We start from the raw sequence: 19601 nt of genomic DNA on the forward strand, positions 1-19601 counted from the left end.
CCCTCCCGCCTGCGGGAGGGGGAATGTCCTGATTCCACCCAAATTACTCAGTTCAGCGAGTCCTGAATTTGTCCACGCCGCCTAGAAAGTCGAACTGGGATTAGGCCTCTGACGGACTCGCCCCCAAAAGGCCTGCGCGGGGGCATCCAGCATGTCGGCGCCATAGGTGATCAGGCCCTGCTCCACGCGGTAGAGCATGGCCCATTCATAATGGATGTCCTCGCCATTCGCCGCGCTTTTGCGGTAGGCGCGGGCGTGGACGAAGGCGCATTGCCGGTCGACGCAGGTGATGGCGATGATCTCGTCCCGCCTTTCCGCCAGAGCCTCCGCGCAGGAGGCCGCGAATGCGAGAAAGGCGTCGCGCCCGACCAGCGTCTCCTTCGTGCCGCTGGGGCCGAACAGGCTGTGCACGACATCGGGATGGAAATAGTCCGCCGGCGACGGCCGGCTTTCGCCTCCGACAGGAAAGATGTCGGGACGGTGCCGGCCTTCTTCCGTGAAGCCGAACATGCGCGTCAACAGCTTCACGGCATCGTTCATCGCCTTGCCCTTATCCCTCCGCCGCCTTGCGCAGCATGACGGCGCGGTCGCCATCCCGCACCACGACCAGCCGCATGCCGGGCTTCATATAGGTGACGAAGCCATCGAAGCTCTCGCGCACGCCCGGATCGATGGGGCGCAAATAGCTGTCCTTGTCGATATTCAGCGTGATCTCCCCGACGCGATCCGCATCCACGGTGACGGTCGTGGGCGTGAAGGACTTGACGGTGGCCGCGATGGCGCTGGGGTTGGCGGCGGACTGCACCCGCGAGTCGAAGGAGACGCGCAGCCGGTCGCTATTATTGGGAAGGCCGCAATGCGGCGTGCACGGATGCACGACCAGCACGTCCCCCGGCATATAGTCGGTCGTCGCCCAGCTTTCCGCCGGGATCGCGTCGCGCGGGATCGGAAAGGGATTGGGCTTGCCGACATTGTGGAAATAGCCGCGCTTGTTCTGGCCAACCGCCAGCGCCAGCCCGCCCATGTCGCGGGTGCAGGGGGTCAGCGACACCCAGACCGGGCGATAATCCTGAATGCCGGGGCTGTAGAAGCCGTCCTGATGCACGGTGCCCAGCTTGCTCTGGGGCGGATAGGTCCGATATTGCACGATCGGGACGGAGCAGGCCGGTTCACCCAGCACCTTTTCCATCACCGCCTGATTGGCCGGGTCCTCGATCAGACGGGCGGCGATCCCGGCATAGAGATCGCTTTCCTCCATGCCGCCGACCGAAGGCTTGCCCGTCCACTTGCCAGTGGGATCGCCCGGCTCGACCAGCCCCATCTGAGCAGCGACCGCGAGCATTTCATCCCGCGCGCGCGCCACCGTATCCCTATCGAACACGCCGCGCAGCAGGATATAGCCCTTCTCCTCGTAGAAGCGGTTGAGCGCTTCCGGGTCGTCCAGCAGATGGTTGCAGCTTTCCAGTTCGCCCGCCGCGACGACATCCTGCACATGCAGGTCTTCGGCTTCCGGGCGATTGATCACATCGACGGTCATCTCTTCCTTCCTCTCCACTCGGACCGGCCAACCTTTGGAGGCGCCGGGACGGGACCATATTATCATGGCCGGGATCGGTAGGGTGGGATGATTTTCGTCTACTTTCGGCTATTATTGCTCATTGTCCGGCGCCAGCAGCTTCAGCATCTGCATCAGCTTCTCATCCTGCCGGGCGGCGATTTCCGCCACGCTTCGCCCGGCAGCGGCTTCCTCCATCTGCTCGACCAGCATCGCCTGCAAGGCCGGGTCGGCCAGCGGCGGATCGGCCATGCTTTCCCAGCGCCTGACGATGCCCGGCCCGAATTTGGGAAGGAATTCGGCCAGACCGCCCGCGCCGCCCGATGTGTGGAAGGTGGTGAACTGCCCCTGGATCGCCCATTTGAGCGCGAAGCTGTGTTTCATCGCCTTGTCGATGTCACCGACGCTGGCATAACCCTCCGCCACCAGCCGCACCGCCTCCCGGAACATGGCGGCGGTCAGCCGGTTGCCGATATGGCCGAATATCTCGCGCTTCAGCCGGATCGGCTGCTTGCCCATGGCGGCATAGAGGGCGAAGGCGGTGTCGACCGCTTCTTCTGCGGTCCATTCGCCGCCGCCCACTTCGACCAGCGGGATCAGGTGCACCGGATTGAACGGATGGCCCAGCACGAAACGATCGGCGGTCGCAAGGCCGGCCTGCAACTCGGTGACGGGCAGGCTCGACGTGCTGCTGGCGATCAGCACATCCGCGGGCGCCAGCCGGTCGAGATCAGCGAACAGCGCCTGCTTGACCTCGGTGCGTTCGGGGGTGCTTTCCTGGACGAAATCCGCGCCTGCGAGCGCGTCGGCCACCGTGTCGTGGACCGAAAGGCGCACAGACCAGTCGTCGTCGGCCTGGGCCAACCCAAGTTCGACCATCTGGTCCCATGCGCCCGCAACATGGGCGCGGGTGCGTTCGCCCGCGCCGGGCATCGGATCGTAAAGGCGCACGGCCCGGCCGCTGCCCAGAAAGGCAGCGACCCAGCCATTGCCGATCACGCCGCCGCCGATCGCGGCGACGGTGCTTATGCTGTCCGCGTCGCGATAGGCGGCCATGGCGATCAATATCCCTTGAAGACCGGCTTTTCCTTGTTGGCGAAGGCGGTCGTCGCTTCCTTGTAATCCTGCGTCAGCATCGTCATCGCTTCATAGGCGATGGACAATTCGCCCGTCAGGTTCACCTGATCGCGGATGCACTTGTTGACCGCCGCCTTGGACCAGCGGACCGCCCACATCGGCTGTCCGGCGATCTCGCGCGCGATCTTCAGCGCTTCCTCCAGCACCTGCTCCTTGGGGAAGGCATAGTTGACCAGGCCGATCTCCTCGGCCTTCCTGCCGTTCAGCAGCTTGCCGCGCATCAGATATTCCTTGGCCTTTTGCGGCCCGACCAGCAGCGGCCACATCACCGATCCGCCGTCGCCCGTCACCAAGCCGACGCGCACATGGGTGTCGCCCAGTTTCGCATCCTCCGCGACGATGCTCATGTCGCAGAAGGCGAACAGCGACGTGCCAAGGCCGATGGCGTCGCCATTGACCGCCGCGATGATCGGCTGCGGCGTCATCAATATCTGGTCCCAGATGCGCAGCGTGTTGATCGGCACGCGCAACGCATATTTCAGGCCATATTCGGTCTGGGCGCGTTCGGCCATCAGCTTGATGTCCCCGCCAGCGGAAAAGGCCTTGCCCGCGCCGGTCAGCACGATGACCTTGACGCGCTCGTCGCGCGCCAGCTTCAGCCAGATATCCTCCAACTGCCAATGATTATGCGGTCCCACCGCATTCAGCTTGTCGGGATCGTTCATCGTGACGGTGGTGACGCCGTCCTCGGCGATTTCGACCTTGAAGAAGTCGAACTCGCTATAGTCGATGTCGCGCTGAAACTCGTTGTCGCTCATAATCGTCTCCGAAAAATCCCTGTAATATTCTCTGTCTCGTTCAGGCCGCGGCGCGGCTTTTCTGCCAGTCGGCGAAGTTCTGGCCCCCGTCCGCCAGCTCTACCAGAAGCGCGGCGGGTTGCAGCGACGGATCGCCCGGCGTTTCGGCCGCCATCTCGCGCAGCTTGGCGACGATCGTCGCCAGGCCGGTTTCGTCCGCATAGAACATGGGCCCACCCAGATGCCGGGGCCAGCCATATCCGTTGATCCACACCAGATCGACGTCGGACGCCCGCAGCGCGATGCCTTCTTCCAGGATGCGCGCGCCTTCGTTGATCAGCGGGAACAGCAGCCGCTGCACCATTTCCTCCTCCGCTATGTCGCGGCGGGTGATGCCCAGCTTTTCCGATGTCGCGATGATGAGCGCCTCCGTCTCCGGACTGGGATGGGGCGTGCGGTCGCCCGGTTCGTAGCGATAATAGCCTGCGCCCGTCTTTTGTCCCAGCCGCCCGCTCTCGACGATGGCGTCGGCAATAGGGAAGGGGGTGCCGCGGCGCTTGCGGATCGAATAACCGATGTCCAGGCCGGACATGTCGTTCGTGGTCAGCGGCCCCATCGGGAAGCCCAGATTGGTGAGGGCGGCGTCGACTTGTTGCGGGAAGGCCCCCTGCTGCAACAGCCGTTCGGCCTGTGCGGAGCGCTTGGCGACCATGCGGTTGCCGATGAAGCCGTCGCAATTGCCCGACCAGACCGGCACCTTGCCGATCGTCTTGCCCACCGCCATCGCGGTCAGGATCGCCTCGGGGCTGCTGTGCCGGGCCACCACGACCTCCAGCAGCTTCATGACATTGGCGGGCGAGAAGAAATGCATGCCGACGAAATCCTGCGGACGCTCCAGCACCGACGCGATCTCATCCACGTCGAGCGCCGAGGTGTTGGAGGCAAGGATGGTGCCGGGCTTCACCCGCTTTTCCAGATCGGTGAAAATCTCCTTCTTGACGTCCATATCCTCGAACACCGCCTCGATCACGATGTCCGCGTCGGCCGCCGCCGCGCGGTCGGTGGCGCCCGCGATCAGCGCAAGGCGCTCGTCCATCTGCGCCTGACCGATGGACCCGCGCTTGACCGAGGTGGCGTAATTGCCCTTCACCCGCTCCAGACCACGATCCAGCGCTTCCTGCGTCGTGTCGACCACGGTGACGGGCACCCCGGCCCCGGCAAAGCACATGGCGATGCCGCCGCCCATGGTGCCCGCGCCGATGATCGCGGCTTTCTGCACGGGCCGCGCCTTTGCGGTTTCCGGCAGGCCGGGGATGCGGGCGGCTTCCCGTTCGGCAAAGAAAAGGTGACGCAGAGCGCGCGACTGGCTGCCCGCCATCAGTTCCCGATTGGCGGCGGCGTCGATCGCCAGCGCTTCGTCCAGGCTCATGGTGAAGGAGCGGCGGATCGAATCGATATTGGCCTGCGGCGCGGCCTGGCCCTTGCTGCGCGCCGTCAGCTTCTTCGCCAGCGCGTCGAAGGCCGAAGGATCGGCGCGGGTCGCCGCCAGCTTCTCGTCGCGGTCGCGCACCGGCACGGCAGGGATGTTTTCGTCGATCACGCGGCGGGCGAAGGCGGCGCCGATGACGGCGGGATCGCCTTCCTCCACGGCATCGACAATGCCCAGCTCCAATGCCTGCCTGGCGCCCACCGGCTTGCCGGACAGCACATGCTCCAGCGCTTTTTCCGGACCGATCAGGCGCGGCAGCCGCTGCGTGCCGCCGCCGCCTGCGAACAGGCCCAGGTTGATTTCGGGCAGGCCCATCCGGGCGGAAGGGATCGCGACGCGGAAGGCGCAGCCCAGCGCCGTCTCCAGCCCGCCGCCCAGCGCGGTGCCGTGGATCGCGGCGACCACCGGCCTGGCTGAGCTTTCCAGCGCGGCGATGATGTCCTGCAGGGTGGGCGACTGGCGCGGCTTGCCGAATTCGGTGATGTCGGCGCCCGCGAAGAAGGTCCGTCCCGCGCAATAAAGCACGATAGCCTTCACGCCCGGGTCGGCGTTCAGTTCTTCCAGCGCGCCGACCAGTCCCTGCCGGACGCCGATGCCCAGCGCGTTCACAGGCGGATTGTCGCTGACGATGAAACCTATATCGCCTTCGATGCGGGTGGAGATCTTGTCATTGATCTGGGTCATGGCTGGATCGAGGGGCCCTGTCTTGAAAATGCGTCTGAAACCTGTCCCCACAAGCTATTTGCCGGTCATAACTGTCAAGCTGGGGCGGCGGGCGGCGGCGATGCATCGTAAATGTGAAGGATCGCAGCGGTAATCTTCGCATCGCGATCATCCCCGATTAGGTCGAGGATAGCAGTTTATCCGCGGCATATGAGCCGCCCTATGGGAAGCGATCGAATGCAGTTCGACCTGAATGAAGAGCAGACCATGTTCCGCGACGCGGTAGCCGCCTTCGCGCAGCGCCATCTGGCCGCCGGAGCGCTGGAGCGCGCGCATAGCGACGATTATCCGTGGGACGTGGCCAGGATGATGGCCGAACAGGGCCTGATCGGCATCACCGTGCCGGAGGACAAGGGCGGTCTGGGCGGAAGCCTGATGGACGCGGTCATCGCGATCGAGACGATCGCGTCGGTGTGCCCCCGGTCTGCGGATGTCGTGCAGGCGGGCAATTTCGGGGCGATCCGCACTTTCGCCCAGTTCGCCACCGACGCGCAGAAGGAACAATATCTGGCCCCCCTGCTACGCGGCGAGGGGCTGATTTCGGTCGCCATGACGGAGCCGAATGCCGGTTCCGCCGTGACAGAGCTGACCACCACGGCAGTGGAGGATGGCGATGGCTACCGCATCACCGGGCAGAAGATCTTCACGACCCACGGCACCCATGCCACCGTGTTCCTGGTCTATGTCCGCTATGGGCCGGGCACCGGCAATATCGGATCGGTGCTGATCGAGCGCGGCCAGGAAGGCTTCAGCTTCGGCAAGCCGATCCGTTTCCTGTCGGGCGAGGAATGGAACCCGCTGTTCTTCGACAATGTCTATGTGCCCAAGGACAAGGTACTGCTGGGGCCGGGCGGCTTCAAGAAGCAGATGTCGGGCTTCAACGTCGAACGCATCGGCAACACGGCGCGCAGCCTTGCGCTCGGCCGCTACGCCTTCAACGCGGCGGTCGAGCATGCCAAGACGCGCAGACAGTTCGGCAAGGCGCTGTGCGAATTTCAGGGGTTGCAGTGGAAATTTGCGGAAATGAAGCTGAAACTCGATGCGGCCCAGTTGCTGCTGTATCGTGCGGCGACCAATGCCGACGCGGGCCTGCCTTCGCCGGAAGAGACCGCCATTGCCAAGGTCGCGTGCAACCGCGCCGGTTTCGAATGCGCCAATGAGGCGATCCAGATCATGGGCGGCGCGGGCTACAGCCAGGACAGCCTGGTCGAATATTGCCTGCGCCGCACGCGGGGGTGGATGATTGCAGGCGGCGCGATAGAAGTGCTGCTCAACCGTATTGCGGAAGGCGTATTCGACATGCGTTTCCCCCAGGGCCCCGCAAAAGGCTGAAAGGCTGAAGCGTCCCGCCAAGGAGAGGATCGGACAATGAACGAAATGATCAGCGTTTCGAGGCAGAAAGTCGCGGTGACGGCCGATCGCATCCCGGTCGACGCCTATATTTCGCGCGACTATGTGCGGCTGGAAAAGGAACGGCTCTGGCCCAAGATATGGCAGGTCGCCTGCCGCGCCGAAGAGATTCCCAATCCCGGCGATTTCTACACCTACGACATCGCGGATGAATCGATCGCGGTCGTCCGCCAGAAGGACGGGACCATCGCCGCCTATTTCAACGTCTGCCCCCACCGGGGCCGCCGCCTGACGGAAGGCTGCGGCCGGATGGGCAAGTTCCACTGCAAATATCATGGCTGGCAGTGGAGCCTGGACGGCAAACCGACAGAGATTGTCGACCGCCACGACTGGGGCGATGCCCTGCCGGACGAGGACGTTGCCCTGCAAAGGGTGAAGGTCGGGCAATGGGGCGGCTGGGTCTTCATCAACATGGACCCGGACAGCGAAAGCCTGGAGGATTTCCTGGGCGAGGCCAAGACGATCCTCGACCCGTTCGAGATCGAGCATATGCGCTATGCCTGGCGCAAGCGCATCATCATGCCCTGCAACTGGAAGACCGCGCAGGAGGCCTTCATGGAGGGCTATCATGTGCAGACGACGCACCGCCAGCTGCTCGCCTACCAGGACGATTACACCTATTCCAAGGCCTATGGGAAACATGCGATGTTCGGCTATGCGCCGACCGCGCTGTTCGGCCTGCCCAGCCCGCGCGTCAGCGACCAGAGCGGCGACATCCGCAAGGGTTTCTACGAGTTCAACAAGGAAATCTGGGACACGCTCCAGGCGACCACCACGCAGGAAATGCTGGCGGCGGGCAAGCGCCTGATGGAATTGCCCGAGGGCGTCGATCCCTTCGCGCTCTACGGCGCCTTCGCCCAGTTCCATGCGGAGGAATCGGCCAGGAGCGGCCGTCCCTTTCCGGCGATCAGCGGGGAGCAGTTGATGAAGGCGGGGACCGACTGGAACATCTTCCCCAACCTCGTCTTCCTGCAACAGGCGACCAATGTGCTCTTCTATCGCGCCCGCCCCTATGGCGACGACCCGGACAAGTGCATCTTCGAAGTCAATGTGCTGGAGCGTTACGCGCCGGGCGCCGAGCCCAAGGTCGAGGTGGAAGACGGCGGCGACGGCAGCGACGGCCAATGGCGCGCCCTCAATTGGGGCCTCGTCCTGGAGCAGGACTTCCAGAATATGGAGGAAGTGCAGAAGGGCATGAAGTCGCAGGCCTTCAGGACCGCCCGGACCAATCCCGTTCAGGAGGTGGAGATCAGCAATTTCCACCACGTCTATCATGACTATATGGGGAAGGCGGACTGAATGGACGAGACGAAGTTCGACGAGGTTGCCGACTTCGTCATCATCGGTTCGGGCGGCGGGTCGATGGCGGCGGGGCTGTACCTGAAGTCCATCGGCAAAACGCCGCTGATCCTGGAGAAGACCGACAGGCTGGGTGGTTCCACCGCCATGTCCGGGGGCGTGCTGTGGGTGCCCAACAATCACATCATCAGGGCCAAGGGCATCAAGGACAGCCATGAGATGGCCCGCACCTATATGGATGCGACCGTCGGCAACGATGGCGGGCCGGGCGCCACGCCGGAGCGCAAGGAGGCCTATCTGCGCAACGGGCCGGTCATGCTGAAATGGCTGGAAGATCAGGGCATGAAGTGGCTGCACACCGAAGGCTGGTCGGACTATTATGACGACCGGCCCGGCGGCGTGACGCGCAGCCGCTCCATCGGCGCGCCGATGCTGGATGCGCGGGAGATGGGGCCGCTGTTCGACAAGCTGCGGCTCGGGCCGATGGTGATGCCGCTGCCGACGGACAAGGCGGGTATTATCGGCCTCGCCACGCGGACCCCCCGCGGCATGTGGGAGGGGCTGAAGCTGCTATGGCGCATGCGTGTCGTCGCCAGGCGCGGAAAACCGATACTCAGCTTCGGTGGCGCATTGCAGGGGCGTCTGCTGATGCTGGCGGACAAGGCCGGCGTCGACATGCGCACGGAGCATGGCGTCACCGAGCTGATCGAGGAAGACGGCAGGATCGTCGGCGTCATCGCGGAGCATGGCGGCAGGACATTGCGCATCGGCGCCCGCGATGGCGTGCTGATCAATGCGGGCGGTTTTTCCCGCAATGCGGAGATGCGCAAGCAATATGGTCCTCAACCCAGTTCGGTGGAATGGACCAACGCCAATCCCGGCGACACCGGAGAGCTGATCCAGATTGCCGAAAGACATGGCGCCGCACTGGACCTGATGGACCAGGCCTGGTGGGTTCCCGGCACGGTCGTGCCCGAAGGCGGACCGGCGAACATGCATAATACGGACATTTCCAAGCCGCATTGCATCATCGTCAACCGCCATGGCCGCCGCATCCTGAACGAAAGCGGCTCCTATATGGAGAATGGCCAGCGGCTGTACCGCAATGACGTGCCTGCCTATGTCATCCTGGATAGCCGCCACCGCAAGCGCTACGCCTGGGGCTATTATCCGCCCGGCAAGACGCCGCAGTCCTGGCTGGACAGCGGCATGATGAAGAAGGCGGATTCGATCGAGGAACTGGCGCGCATCACCGGCATCGATCCCGCCGGGCTGAACGCGGAGATCGAGAAGTTCAACGGTTATTGCGAGACCGGCAAGGATCTGGACTTCAACCGGGGCGGGCGCGGCTATGACAATTGCTTTGGCGATCCGACGGTCAAACCGAACCCCAATCTGGGCAAGATCGACAAGCCGCCCTTCTACGTCATGGAGATCGTGCCCGGCGACGTCGGCACGTCGGGCGGTGTCGTGACCGACGAGAATGCCCGTGTCCTGCGCGCTGACGGATCGGTGATCGAGGGTCTCTACGCCACCGGCAATTCCACGGCTTCGGTGATGGGCCGCTGCTACCCGGCGGCGGGCGCGAGCATCGGCGCGTCCTTCATTTTCGGATGGATCGCCGCCCACCATGCCGTAGGCGGCAATGGCTGATCGGGGCCAGGCCCCTCCCGAACAGGGCGGGGCCTGTCAGTCAGGCTTCATTTTCGCCGCGGTTTCGCCCGCCATTCGCTAGCGGTCATGCCGGCATGCTGGCGGAACATCGCCCGAAACAGTCGGCTGTCCGAATAGCCGACCAGTTGCGCGATGCGGTCCACCGATCGCGTGGATTTTTCGAGCATGCGCACCGCCGCCTGAAAGCGAAGCTGCCCGACATAGGCCTTGGGCGACAGGCCCAGCGCCTTGTGAAAGCGGCGGTTGAGCGTCGCCGGGCTGGTCGACAGATGCCCCGCCAGTTCGGCCATGTTGATCGGCCCGGTGAAACGCTGCTCGATCCACAATTGCGCGCGGGCGACCAAAGGGTCGGGCGCCAGCAGTTCCTTCTCCTCATAGTCCTGCCCCACGATCGAGGAGAGCCATCGGGCAATGTCGGGGGAGATCATCCGCTCCAGCACCCGGATGATCAGTTGCAGGTCGTTGCCCATGCCGTTGCCGATCAGCAGATGGCCGTGATCCACCAACCCAAACCGCTCCTCGAACGGCTGGCGGGGGAAAAGCATGCGGGTCAGCGGCTGCATCGCCCGCGCCACCGGAACCGCAAGATCGGCGGTGAAACCGCCCGCCATCAACAGGGTGGAAGCCGCTCCGCTGGCGCCGATCACCGCGCCCATCGCCGATTGGCGGCGGAGCCAGTCGAGCAGCGGACCTGCCTCCGCCAGGCGGCGTTCCAATGGCTCGCGCCCCCCGGCGCGGAAGGCGGGCAGCCAGATGAAAGCCATCGGTTCATCCCGGTTCGCGGGGCCGTCGACCGGAAAGGATCGGCCGTCGCCCAGCACGACCGGCCCGCCGTCGGCGGAGAGGATATGCAGCTTCGTTTCCATGCGCATCTGGTCTTCGCCGGCGAAAACATGCTCCACCCGGTCGCGGGCGATCAGGAAGCTGTCCACGAGCGCGCCGATGCTGCTGAAATAGGCGCCGGGCAGCGCGACAAGGGCGAAATCAAAGGCCATGACTGAGAGAAAATAGCCGGTATATGCGCAAATACTCCCTGTCAATCTGCCTCGCCCTGGGCGAACAGCAGGTCTTGCACGCTGGACGGATCACGCGCTTGGGTCCATCTGCGCGACCGACGAGGAGAGAGCCCGCATGCCCGAACCGATCCGCCATTATGACCGCCTTGCCGGAAAGGTGGCGATCGTCACCGGCGCTGGAGCGGAAGGGGATGATGTCGGTATCGGTCGTTCCATCGCCCTGCTCATGGCAGCGGAAGGCGCACGACTTGTTTGCGCCGATCTGGACCCGGCGCGGGCGCAGACAACGGTGGAACGGATCAAAGCCGATGGTGGGTGCGCCGTTGCGGCTGGAGGCGATGTCGGTGACCCGGACGTCTGCGGAAAGCTGGTCGATGCGGCCGTTGCGGCATTCGGCAGGCTCGACATATTGGTCAACAATGTCGGCATTTCGGGACCGGCCACGCTCGAAACCATGACGCTGGACCAGTGGAACCGGACGCTGACCACCAATCTGACCAGCGTGATGCTGATGAGCCAGGCGGCCATTCCCCTTATGGTGCGCGGCGGCGGGGGATCGATCGTCAACATCTCCTCGCTGGCGGGCATAAGGGCGATGGGGGCGATCGCCTATGGCCCGTCCAAGGCGGCGATGGCGCAGCTTTCCCGCGAGATCGGCGTGCTGCATGGCCGCGACGGCATCCGCGTGAACACCGTGGCGCCCGGCCATGTCATGACGCCCCATGCAGCGCGTTACATGTCCGAGGAGATGCGCGAGATGCGGCGGAAGGTAAGCCCCCTCGGCATTGAGGGCGACGCCTGGGACGTGGCGCAGGCGGTGCTGTTCCTCGCCAGCGACGAGGCCCGCTTCGTCAACGGCGTCGAACTGGCGGTCGATGGCGGCGTCGTGGGGATCGGACCGCTCGCAGGCCATGGCTTCATCGCGGAAAGCTGACGGGGTCGCGGGCAAATATCATGACTGCGATCAATCTCGTCCCGACGCTCGGGACGATTGAGTAAAAATATCCTTTCGACATGATCGTTCCCCAGAGCCGCAACAGCGGCCAGACCGGCGCCAGTGCCGGACGATCAGGAGAGGAAGGATGACCATGTTCCGGTCCGCATTGCTTGCCGCCACATCGCTCTTCGCCACCGCAGCCGCCGCGCAGGACGCCGCACCGCAGGACTCGGGCATGGCCCAGGCGTCCGACATCATCGTGACCGCCCGCCGGCGCGAGGAGGCGTTGCAGGACGTGCCGATTTCGATCACCGCCGTCAGCGGCGACTCTCTTGCGCGAAGCGGCGTCAGCGACGCGCTGGGGCTGCAAAGCCGCGTGCCCTCGCTCAGCCTCACCAACCAGGGCACCAGCCGGAACGAGCTGGGCTTCGCCATTCGCGGTCAGCGCACCCAGGAATCGCAACTGCTCACCGATCCGCCGGTCGGCACCTATTTCGCTGAAGTGGTCCAGGCCCGCAGCGTCGGCTTCGCCTACGCGCTCTACGACCTGCAATCGACCCAGGTGCTGAAGGGCGTGCAGGGCACGTTGTTCGGCCGCAACATGACCGGCGGCGCGGTGCTGATCGAACCCAACAAGCCGGTGGACGATTTTCATGCCGAATTGCGCGGCCAGATCGGCAATTACGACATGCGCGACATTTACGGCATGGTGAACCTGCCCCTTACGGAAGGTCTCGGCGTGCGTTTCGCGGGCAAGATCAGGAAGCGGGACGGCTTCACCAGGGATGTTCTGACCGGTCGCGACTATGACGATCAGGATTACCAGACTTTCCGAACCTCGATCCGCTTCGCGCCGACGCCTGAATTCGAATCCAATACGATCGTCGATTATATCAAGACGAACGAACATGGCACGGCGCTGGTCGGCACCGCCGCCAATCCCGCGGCGCCCGCCATCGCCGGATATGCGACGCTGCGCGGCTTCGGCATTCCGGTATCGGACGTCGTCGGCCAGTTCGCTGCGCAGCAGGCGCGGCCGCATTATCGCTTCGCATCGGGATCGGGAACGGGCGGCACGCTCGACGCCTATCAGACCCAGCCTTTTGAACGGCTGAAGAACCGGGGCGTCACGAACCGCACCACCTACAGCCTCGACACCATCACCTTCAAGAATATCGTCGGCTATCGCAAGCTGGACTTCGACCAGGTCATGGACCTGGACGGCGTGCCCGCCTATCTCATCAATTCAAATCGCTATCGCAGCATCGAACAGTTCAGCGAGGAATTCCAGATCCAGGGCAAAGCGATCGAGAACCGGCTGGATTATGTATTGGGCGCCTATTATTTCGTCGAGAAGGGGAAGGATGGTTCCACGTCCAGCCAGTTCCCGGAACTGGCGATAGCCGGCTCGGGATTGCCGCTCAACACTCCGGCCGCGACTTTCCTCAATGCCTATGCGGGCAGCGGCAAGGCGAAGACTTTCGCGCTGTTCGCGGCGGGCACCTATGCCTTTACCGACCAGTTCAAGGTTTCGGCGGGCATCCGCTACACGACCGACAAGCGCAATGCGCGGATTTTCGCCTATTACCCCAATCTGGGCACATGCCTGTTCCGCGTGGACACCGGCACGACCTCTTTCGTCCCCGCGACGCTGGCCGACTGCCCGCAGACCAACAGCAAGAAATGGGACGCCTTCACCTGGGACGTCACGCTGCAATATGAACCGAACGCGAATCTGACGACCTATATCTCGACCCGGCGCGGTTTCCGCTCCGGCGGTTTCTCGCTGCGGGCGGCGTCGACCGAAGAATTGCAGCCCTTCGATCCGGAAACCGTGCAGGAATATGAGGTGGGGCTCAAGACGCGCCATCCGCTGGGCGGCGCCACGCTGACCAGCAGTCTCGCCATCTTCTATCAGGACTATAAGAACGTCCAGAAGCAGACATCGTCCATCGACAGCGCGGGCAATGTCAACACGATCATCGACAACACCGCCCGGCAGAAAAATTATGGCGGCGAGCTGGAACTGGGCCTCATCGCGGGTCCGCTCAACATCAGCGCCTTCTATTCCTATGTCGGCGTGGAGATCAGCCAAGGCCGCCAGCCGGGCGAATTCGCGCTGGTCGGTTCGCCCCATCATCAGATGGGCGCGAATGTCAGCTATGAAATCCCCCTGTCGGGCAATGCGGGCGCGATCAACCTCAACGCCAATGTCAGCTATCGCACCAAACAGCATCTCGACAAGAATGACGTGCTGGCGACCGAACCGGGATATGAACTGGTCAACCTGCGCGCGGGTTGGGACAATATCTTCGGTACCGGACTGGGCGCGGCGGCCTTCGTCAACAACCTGACCAAAAGCTATTATCGGGTGGGCGTGATCGGCATCTACAACGAGGCCGGCTACATCTCCTCCGTCTATGGCGAACCGCGCACCTATGGGATGGAATTGTCCTACAAATTCTGATCGAAGCGTCACCGGCGCCGGACTTTGGAGTCCGGCGCCGATGATTGAAGGCGGGCATGGCCAAGCCGCTTCGACATCCAATCCCGGTACATCACACATCGCCAATCACCGAACCGATACTTGCCGAATAATCTATCCTCGCGTCCCGAGTGCGTCTAACGGGGCGGGATGAACGGTGGCGGACAAGGGTATCACGACAATGCGCGCGGGGCGCTGTGGATGCTGGCCTCCGGCTTTGCCTACAGCATCGCCATGGCGCTGGTGAAGCTGCTGGGCGACGACTATTCGTCGGCAACGCAGAATTTCGTGCGGCAGGGCGTCGGCCTGATCGCATTGGCGCCCTTCATCCTGCGGCGGCCCCGCAGCGCTTTCATGCTGCGCCGGCCGATGCTGATGATCCTGCGCTGTGCGGCCACCAGCCTGTCGATCATCCTTGCCTTCAACAGCTTTCACCTGTTGGGACTGGCGGAAGCGAACGCCCTGTCCTTCACCCGCACCCTGTTCCTCGTGCCGCTTGCCGCCCTGCTGCTGGGCGAAAAGCTGGATCGGCAAAGGCTCTTCGCCACGCTGGCGGGCTTTGCCGGGGTGCTGATCATCATCGCGCCCGGCTCCGCCCATTCGCTGATCGGCTGGCCGGCGGCCCAGGGGCTGCTGGCCGCGCTGCTCGTCTCCTGGTCGGTGATCAGCGTGAAGCAGATGACGCGCGATCATAGCGACCTGTCGCTTCTCACCTGGTCGACATTGCTGGGCCTCATCTTCACCGCACCGCTGGCCTGGAGCAGCTGGCGCATGCCCACGGCCGGGGATGCGCTGCTGCTGGCCGCCATGGGCGTGCTCGGCGTCGTGTCCCAGGCCTGCTACATTCGCGGCATGACCTTGGGAGAAGCGAGCCTGATGGGGCCGCTCGACTATGTCCGCATCCTTTTCACCACGGCGCTGGGATATATGCTGTTCAGCGAATGGCCGCAGCCCGGCACCTATGTGGGATCGGCGCTGATCATAGGCACCGCCATCTACATCACCCTGCACGGGCGGCGGCGCGCTTGATCCTCGCTTAGCCTCTTTCCACGTCCGGGCCGAAATCCGGCGTGTCGGCGGCCGTCCAGGGCAGATGGCGGAAATAGCGCGCGCCTGCTTCCGCCTGATTGTGCACGGGCGTGAGCAGGCTTTCGTCCCCGATCTCCCCGATCCTTTGGGCGACCCGCTCGGCGCTGATCTCCGCGTCGAAAATCTCCCCTGTTTCCGCGAAGATCAGGCTCGACAGGCGACCGCCGCCCGTCAGCAGGATGCGGCCGGTCTCGGTGCAGTCGCGGCTCAGGAACCAGGCCATTGCCGCCGCCACCTTCTCAGGCGGCAGATTGTCGCGGAACCAGGCGACCGTGGAGGGATCGGGTATCTGCTCGATCAGCCGGGAATAGGATGTCGGCATCACGGCATTCACCGATATGCCCAGCGGCCTGCCCTCGATCGCGGCGTCCAGCGTCAGGCCCAGCATGCCCGCCTTGGCCGCAGCATAGGGGGCATTGCCGCCGACGCCAAGCGCGCCGTTGGAACTGACGTTGAGGATGCGACCATGACGCTGCGCCGCCATATGCGGCCAGGTGGCGCGCATCAGATGGTGGCCCCCGATCAGGTTCGTCGCATAATGGCGCTCGATCGCCTCGTCTTCATGCGCGGTGAAGGGTCCGGCAATGCCCGTGCCGGCATTGTTGACCAGAATGTCGATCCGTCCAAAGGCAGTCAGGGCCGCCTGGACGATGGCTCGCGCATTCGCCGCCGTGCCGACCGCCAGACCATTGGCGATCGCCTGCCCACCCGCCGCCGTGATTTCCGCGACCACCGCTTCGGCTGGAGCGGAACTGCCATCCTGTTCGCCTAGAACCCCGCCGCCATAGTCGTTGACGACGACCGCCGCGCCGCGCCGCGCCAGTTCCAGCGCATAGGCGCGCCCCATGCCACCGCCTGCTCCCGTCACGATGGCCGTCTGGCCGGAAAAATCGATGGTCATGCTGTCATCGCCTTCACCAGTTCCGGCATGATCTCCGCGCCGGACGCAAAAGAGCTGGTCCATTCGGGCTGCGCGGTCAGGCCCCGCATCACGCTGTCGATGTCGCCTTCCGACAATTGGCGAACCGGCCCTTCCAATATCTGGACGCGGCGGACATGGCCTGCGCCCGCATGATAGATGCCGCCCGAGGTCGAACATCTGTCGCTGCATAGCCAGCCAACGACCGGCGCGACATGATCGGGCGAGGCATAGTCGGCCCATTCCGCCGGAATGCTGCCCGAGGACATAGGCGTATAGGCTGCGGGAGCGACGACATTGACGCACAGGTCCGCGCCAGCCGGGACATCGATCGCCAGGGAACGCGCGATGCCCACCATCGCCGCCTTGGAGGCCGCATAATCGGCCGATCCGACCTGTCCCCACAGTCCGGCGCTGGAGCCGGTCAGCACGATCCGCCCATAGCCCGCTTTCACCATGGCGGGCCACACGGCCTTCAGCCCCACCAGCACGCCGCGCAGGTTGATGTCGAGCAACGCATCCATTTCCTCCAGCATCACCGTGCCGAAATCGCGGAACGCCTGAACACCCGCATTGCTGACGAAAATGTCGGGCGCGCCGAAATGCCGCCCGGCGATCCGCACCATTTCGGCGGCGGCCTGCGGCATCTGCACAGGCCCGTCATGCGCGACCGCCCGGCCGCCTGCCGCCACGATCTCCTCCACGACGGCCCGCGCCGAGGATGAGCCGTCCGGCGCCGGGCGGTTGCTCACGACCACGGCGCAACCATGGGCGGCGAGCCAATGCGCATAGGCGCGGCCCAGCCCCTTGGCGGCGCCGGTGACGATGGCGGTGCGGCCCAAAAGGTCGAGCATCCCGCTCACAACATCATCTGCCCGCCGTCGACATTGATCGTCTGGCCCGTCACATAACGGCTGTCCTCGCTCCCCAGGAACAGCACGGCAGGGCCGATGTCCTCTGCGCAATCGCCCAGATAGCCGAGCGCGACCAGCTTCATGACCTTCTCCGCTTCTTCCGGGAAGTCCTTCACCCATTGTTCGGCAATGGGGCTGAGCGCGGCCGGGCAGATCACATTGACGCGGACTTTATATTTGCCCAGTTCCCGCGCGGCGGTGCGGGACAGGCCGCGAATGGCCTCCTTGGTCGCGGCATAGGCGGCGAATCCGACGCCGCCATGAATCCCCTCATAGGAACCGAAATTGATGATCGATCCGCCCTTTTCCTTCATATGCGGGACAGCCGCCTGCATATGCTGGAACGTTCCATAGAGGCCGGATTCGATCGTCAGCGCGAACAGCGCGTCGTCCGTATCCTCGAACATGGTGCCGGGTTTGGACGTCTGGGCGTTGTTGACCAATATGTCGAGCCCGCCGAACAGGTGGACCGCCCTGGCGACGGCGGCCTCCGCATCGGCGCGCACGCCGGCGGTCCCCGCGATCCACGCCGCTTCGCCGCCCTCCGCCTTCAAGCCGGCGACCGCCGCTTCCAGCTTGTCGGGCGTGCGGCCGGTGATCAGCACCTTCGCGCCTTCCCGCAGGAAAACCTGCGCGATGCCCAGACCCACGCCCTGGCCGCCGCCGGTGACGATCGCGACCTTGCCGCTCAATCTGCCAGCCATATTCTCTCCTTTTGAATCTTTTGGGGTCAGGCGCCGATGAACTCGCGCAGCGCCCGGTGGAAATTCGACACGCTCCGTTCCTGCACGGGATTGGTGCGCGATCCGGTGAAGCCCGTGGAGCGCATGCCCCGCTGCACTTCGGTCATATTCTCGAAATCCTGCGTCAGGATCAGGCCCCAAGCGTCATGATCGCGCCAATCCTTGAATTCCTGCCGTTCCAGCGGCGGCTCCTGTCCTTCGGGATAGAGGACCAGCGAATAGACTTCGAAGATGCACCGTTCCGGATCATTGCGGTCGGGACGCGCGCGATAGGCGAGCATCGCATCGGGCGCGGGCAGGAAGACCATGTTCGGGAACAGGTGCCAGTCCGCCCCGGCTCGCCCGATCTCCTCCGGCGTCAGCGACGGGAAGGGGATGCCGCGTTCCTGCGCCGCCTCGAAGGCGATCTGGCCATATTTCATCAGCACGTCGAGCAGGGAGGCGTCCTCCGGCAGTTCATCGACAAGCCGGTCCGCCAGTTCCGCCATGTGCGGCGGGATCGAGGCTTTCAGATCCTCCTCCAGCATCAGGACGAAGTCGCGGACGTTGCGGCGATAGTCGACCTGCGTGCTGGCAAGCCGGGGGGAGCGCTCGCCCAGCGAAATGCGCCCCGGCGCGAGCTGGTAACTGCCATGGCGTCCCTCGGCAAAGGACAGGGCCTCGTCATCGTGGACCGGCAGCAATTGGGTATGGGTCGTCTGGACGTGATAGCCTTCGTTGAAGGCTTCCAGCGCGGTCTTCCAGTTGCAGTCGATGCCCGTGCGCTTGTACCAGCGATAGCGCATCTTCTCGAACGGATAATTGCGGAAAACATCCGGAATGGGCGACAGGAAGTCGAGCAGCGGTTCGGCATCCCCGTCCATGCAGATGAAGACGAATCCGCCCCAGCGATCGACCCGGACTTGCGGCAGGGCGATGTCCTCGTCCTTCAGGCTGCCGTCCCAATTATCGCGGTCGACCACATGGGCGATGGTGCCGTCCAGCTTCCAGGACCAGCCATGAAAACGACAGTACAGGCGGGCGGCATGGCCGCACCCTTCCGTCAGGCGGCGGCCGCGATGCTGGCACGCATTATGATAGGCCGCGATCCGGTCCGCGGCGACACGCACGACGATGATGGATTCATCCAGCACGTCGTAGGTCACATAATCCCCGACGCGGGGAATCTCCTCCTCGCGGCAGGCCATCTGCCAGGTGCGGGGCCAGAGCCGCCGTTGTTCCAGCCGCGCGAAATCGCGGCTGACATAATCTTCCTTCGGGATGAAATCCTCTGGACCTGCCTTTTTCCTGCGGGTGATCTTCGGCTGTAGCGCGGCGGTTGGCTGGTTCACGATTCCTGCCCTCTCCTGAGACCTTGCCATCAGCTTCCCGCGCCCACATGGCGCAAGTCAATGTCGCGGGTCCACGCGGCCCGGATCATCGCCAGTCTGATCCCTGCCCGCCCGATCGGATGGATTTACCGCCAACCGTTCGG

At 64.2% G+C, this 19601-nt stretch carries 16 protein-coding genes; 6 read left to right on the forward strand and 10 right to left on the reverse strand.

Features of this window, described 5'->3' with window-relative positions:
- Window positions 1-81: 81 nt before the first annotated feature.
- The 5 genes from K7W03_RS04120 to K7W03_RS04140 all read right to left on the reverse strand — a co-directional run bounded on the left by K7W03_RS04120 (window position 82) and on the right by K7W03_RS04140 (window position 5602).
- Window positions 82-540, reverse strand: a complete 459-nt coding sequence (locus tag K7W03_RS04120; protein WP_025551479.1) for a nuclear transport factor 2 family protein — start codon at window positions 538-540, stop codon at window positions 82-84.
- 10 nt (window positions 541-550) lie between these two features.
- Window positions 551-1537 carry a phytanoyl-CoA dioxygenase family protein gene (locus K7W03_RS04125; protein ID WP_025551477.1) on the reverse strand — a complete coding sequence of 329 codons (987 nt, stop codon included), beginning with the start codon at window positions 1535-1537 and terminating at the stop codon, window positions 551-553.
- 111 nt (window positions 1538-1648) lie between these two features.
- Complete coding sequence (locus K7W03_RS04130) at window positions 1649-2611, reverse strand: 3-hydroxyacyl-CoA dehydrogenase NAD-binding domain-containing protein (RefSeq protein ID WP_025551475.1); 963 nt, start codon at window positions 2609-2611, stop codon at window positions 1649-1651.
- A 5-nt stretch (window positions 2612-2616) separates the two neighbouring features.
- The gene (locus K7W03_RS04135) at window positions 2617-3450 is read right to left on the reverse strand and encodes an enoyl-CoA hydratase/isomerase family protein (RefSeq protein ID WP_025551473.1); all 834 of its coding nucleotides are present in this window, start codon (window positions 3448-3450) and stop codon (window positions 2617-2619) included.
- A 40-nt stretch (window positions 3451-3490) separates the two neighbouring features.
- Complete coding sequence (locus K7W03_RS04140) at window positions 3491-5602, reverse strand: 3-hydroxyacyl-CoA dehydrogenase NAD-binding domain-containing protein (RefSeq protein ID WP_130029987.1); 2112 nt, start codon at window positions 5600-5602, stop codon at window positions 3491-3493.
- 201 nt (window positions 5603-5803) lie between these two features.
- Here K7W03_RS04140 and K7W03_RS04145 point away from each other — a divergent pair, with 201 nt between their 5' ends.
- From K7W03_RS04145 to K7W03_RS04155, 3 genes are read left to right on the forward strand one after another with little or no spacing between them, the layout of a single operon-like run.
- Window positions 5804-6973, forward strand: coding sequence for an acyl-CoA dehydrogenase family protein (locus K7W03_RS04145; protein WP_226869687.1), 1170 nt, complete (start codon window positions 5804-5806; stop codon window positions 6971-6973).
- Window positions 6974-7009: 36 nt separating this feature from the next.
- A complete protein-coding gene (locus tag K7W03_RS04150; protein ID WP_222885664.1) occupies window positions 7010-8350 on the forward strand; it encodes an aromatic ring-hydroxylating oxygenase subunit alpha in 1341 nt (446 codons plus the stop codon).
- Entirely contained in the window at window positions 8351-10003 is a 1653-nt protein-coding gene (locus K7W03_RS04155) for an FAD-binding protein (RefSeq protein ID WP_025551467.1), read from the forward strand.
- 47 nt (window positions 10004-10050) lie between these two features.
- On the opposite strand, the gene K7W03_RS04160 is transcribed toward K7W03_RS04155, so the two are convergent.
- On the reverse strand, window positions 10051-11019 hold the full coding sequence (locus K7W03_RS04160; protein ID WP_025551465.1) for a GlxA family transcriptional regulator: 969 nt from the start codon (window positions 11017-11019) through the stop codon (window positions 10051-10053).
- 136 nt (window positions 11020-11155) lie between these two features.
- Here K7W03_RS04160 and K7W03_RS04165 point away from each other — a divergent pair, with 136 nt between their 5' ends.
- From K7W03_RS04165 to K7W03_RS04175, 3 genes are all read left to right on the forward strand, one after another.
- Window positions 11156-11974: an SDR family NAD(P)-dependent oxidoreductase gene (locus K7W03_RS04165; RefSeq protein WP_025551463.1), complete on the forward strand. Its 819-nt coding sequence runs from the start codon at window positions 11156-11158 to the stop codon at window positions 11972-11974.
- Window positions 11975-12122: 148 nt separating this feature from the next.
- A complete protein-coding gene (locus tag K7W03_RS04170; RefSeq protein ID WP_222885665.1) occupies window positions 12123-14444 on the forward strand; it encodes a TonB-dependent receptor in 2322 nt (773 codons plus the stop codon).
- A gap of 168 nt (window positions 14445-14612) precedes the next feature.
- Window positions 14613-15491: a DMT family transporter gene (locus K7W03_RS04175; protein ID WP_222885666.1), complete on the forward strand. Its 879-nt coding sequence runs from the start codon at window positions 14613-14615 to the stop codon at window positions 15489-15491.
- A 7-nt stretch (window positions 15492-15498) separates the two neighbouring features.
- On the opposite strand, the gene K7W03_RS04180 is transcribed toward K7W03_RS04175, so the two are convergent.
- The 4 genes from K7W03_RS04180 to K7W03_RS04195 are packed head-to-tail and all read right to left on the reverse strand — an operon-like array spanning window position 15499 to window position 19458.
- Complete coding sequence (locus K7W03_RS04180; RefSeq protein WP_222885667.1) at window positions 15499-16452, reverse strand: SDR family NAD(P)-dependent oxidoreductase; 954 nt, start codon at window positions 16450-16452, stop codon at window positions 15499-15501.
- Window positions 16449-17324, reverse strand: a complete 876-nt coding sequence (locus tag K7W03_RS04185) for an SDR family NAD(P)-dependent oxidoreductase (RefSeq protein ID WP_226869688.1) — start codon at window positions 17322-17324, stop codon at window positions 16449-16451. Before K7W03_RS04185 ends, K7W03_RS04180 begins: the two co-directional genes overlap by 4 nt.
- Window positions 17325-17329: 5 nt before the next feature.
- A complete protein-coding gene (locus K7W03_RS04190; protein WP_222885669.1) occupies window positions 17330-18088 on the reverse strand; it encodes an SDR family NAD(P)-dependent oxidoreductase in 759 nt (252 codons plus the stop codon).
- A gap of 26 nt (window positions 18089-18114) precedes the next feature.
- Window positions 18115-19458 carry an aromatic ring-hydroxylating dioxygenase subunit alpha gene (locus K7W03_RS04195; RefSeq protein ID WP_222885670.1) on the reverse strand — a complete coding sequence of 448 codons (1344 nt, stop codon included), beginning with the start codon at window positions 19456-19458 and terminating at the stop codon, window positions 18115-18117.
- Window positions 19459-19601 lie beyond the last annotated feature (143 nt).

The organism is Sphingobium sp. PNB (genome assembly GCF_019873065.1).
In the GTDB taxonomy this organism is placed as follows: domain Bacteria; phylum Pseudomonadota; class Alphaproteobacteria; order Sphingomonadales; family Sphingomonadaceae; genus Sphingobium; species Sphingobium fuliginis.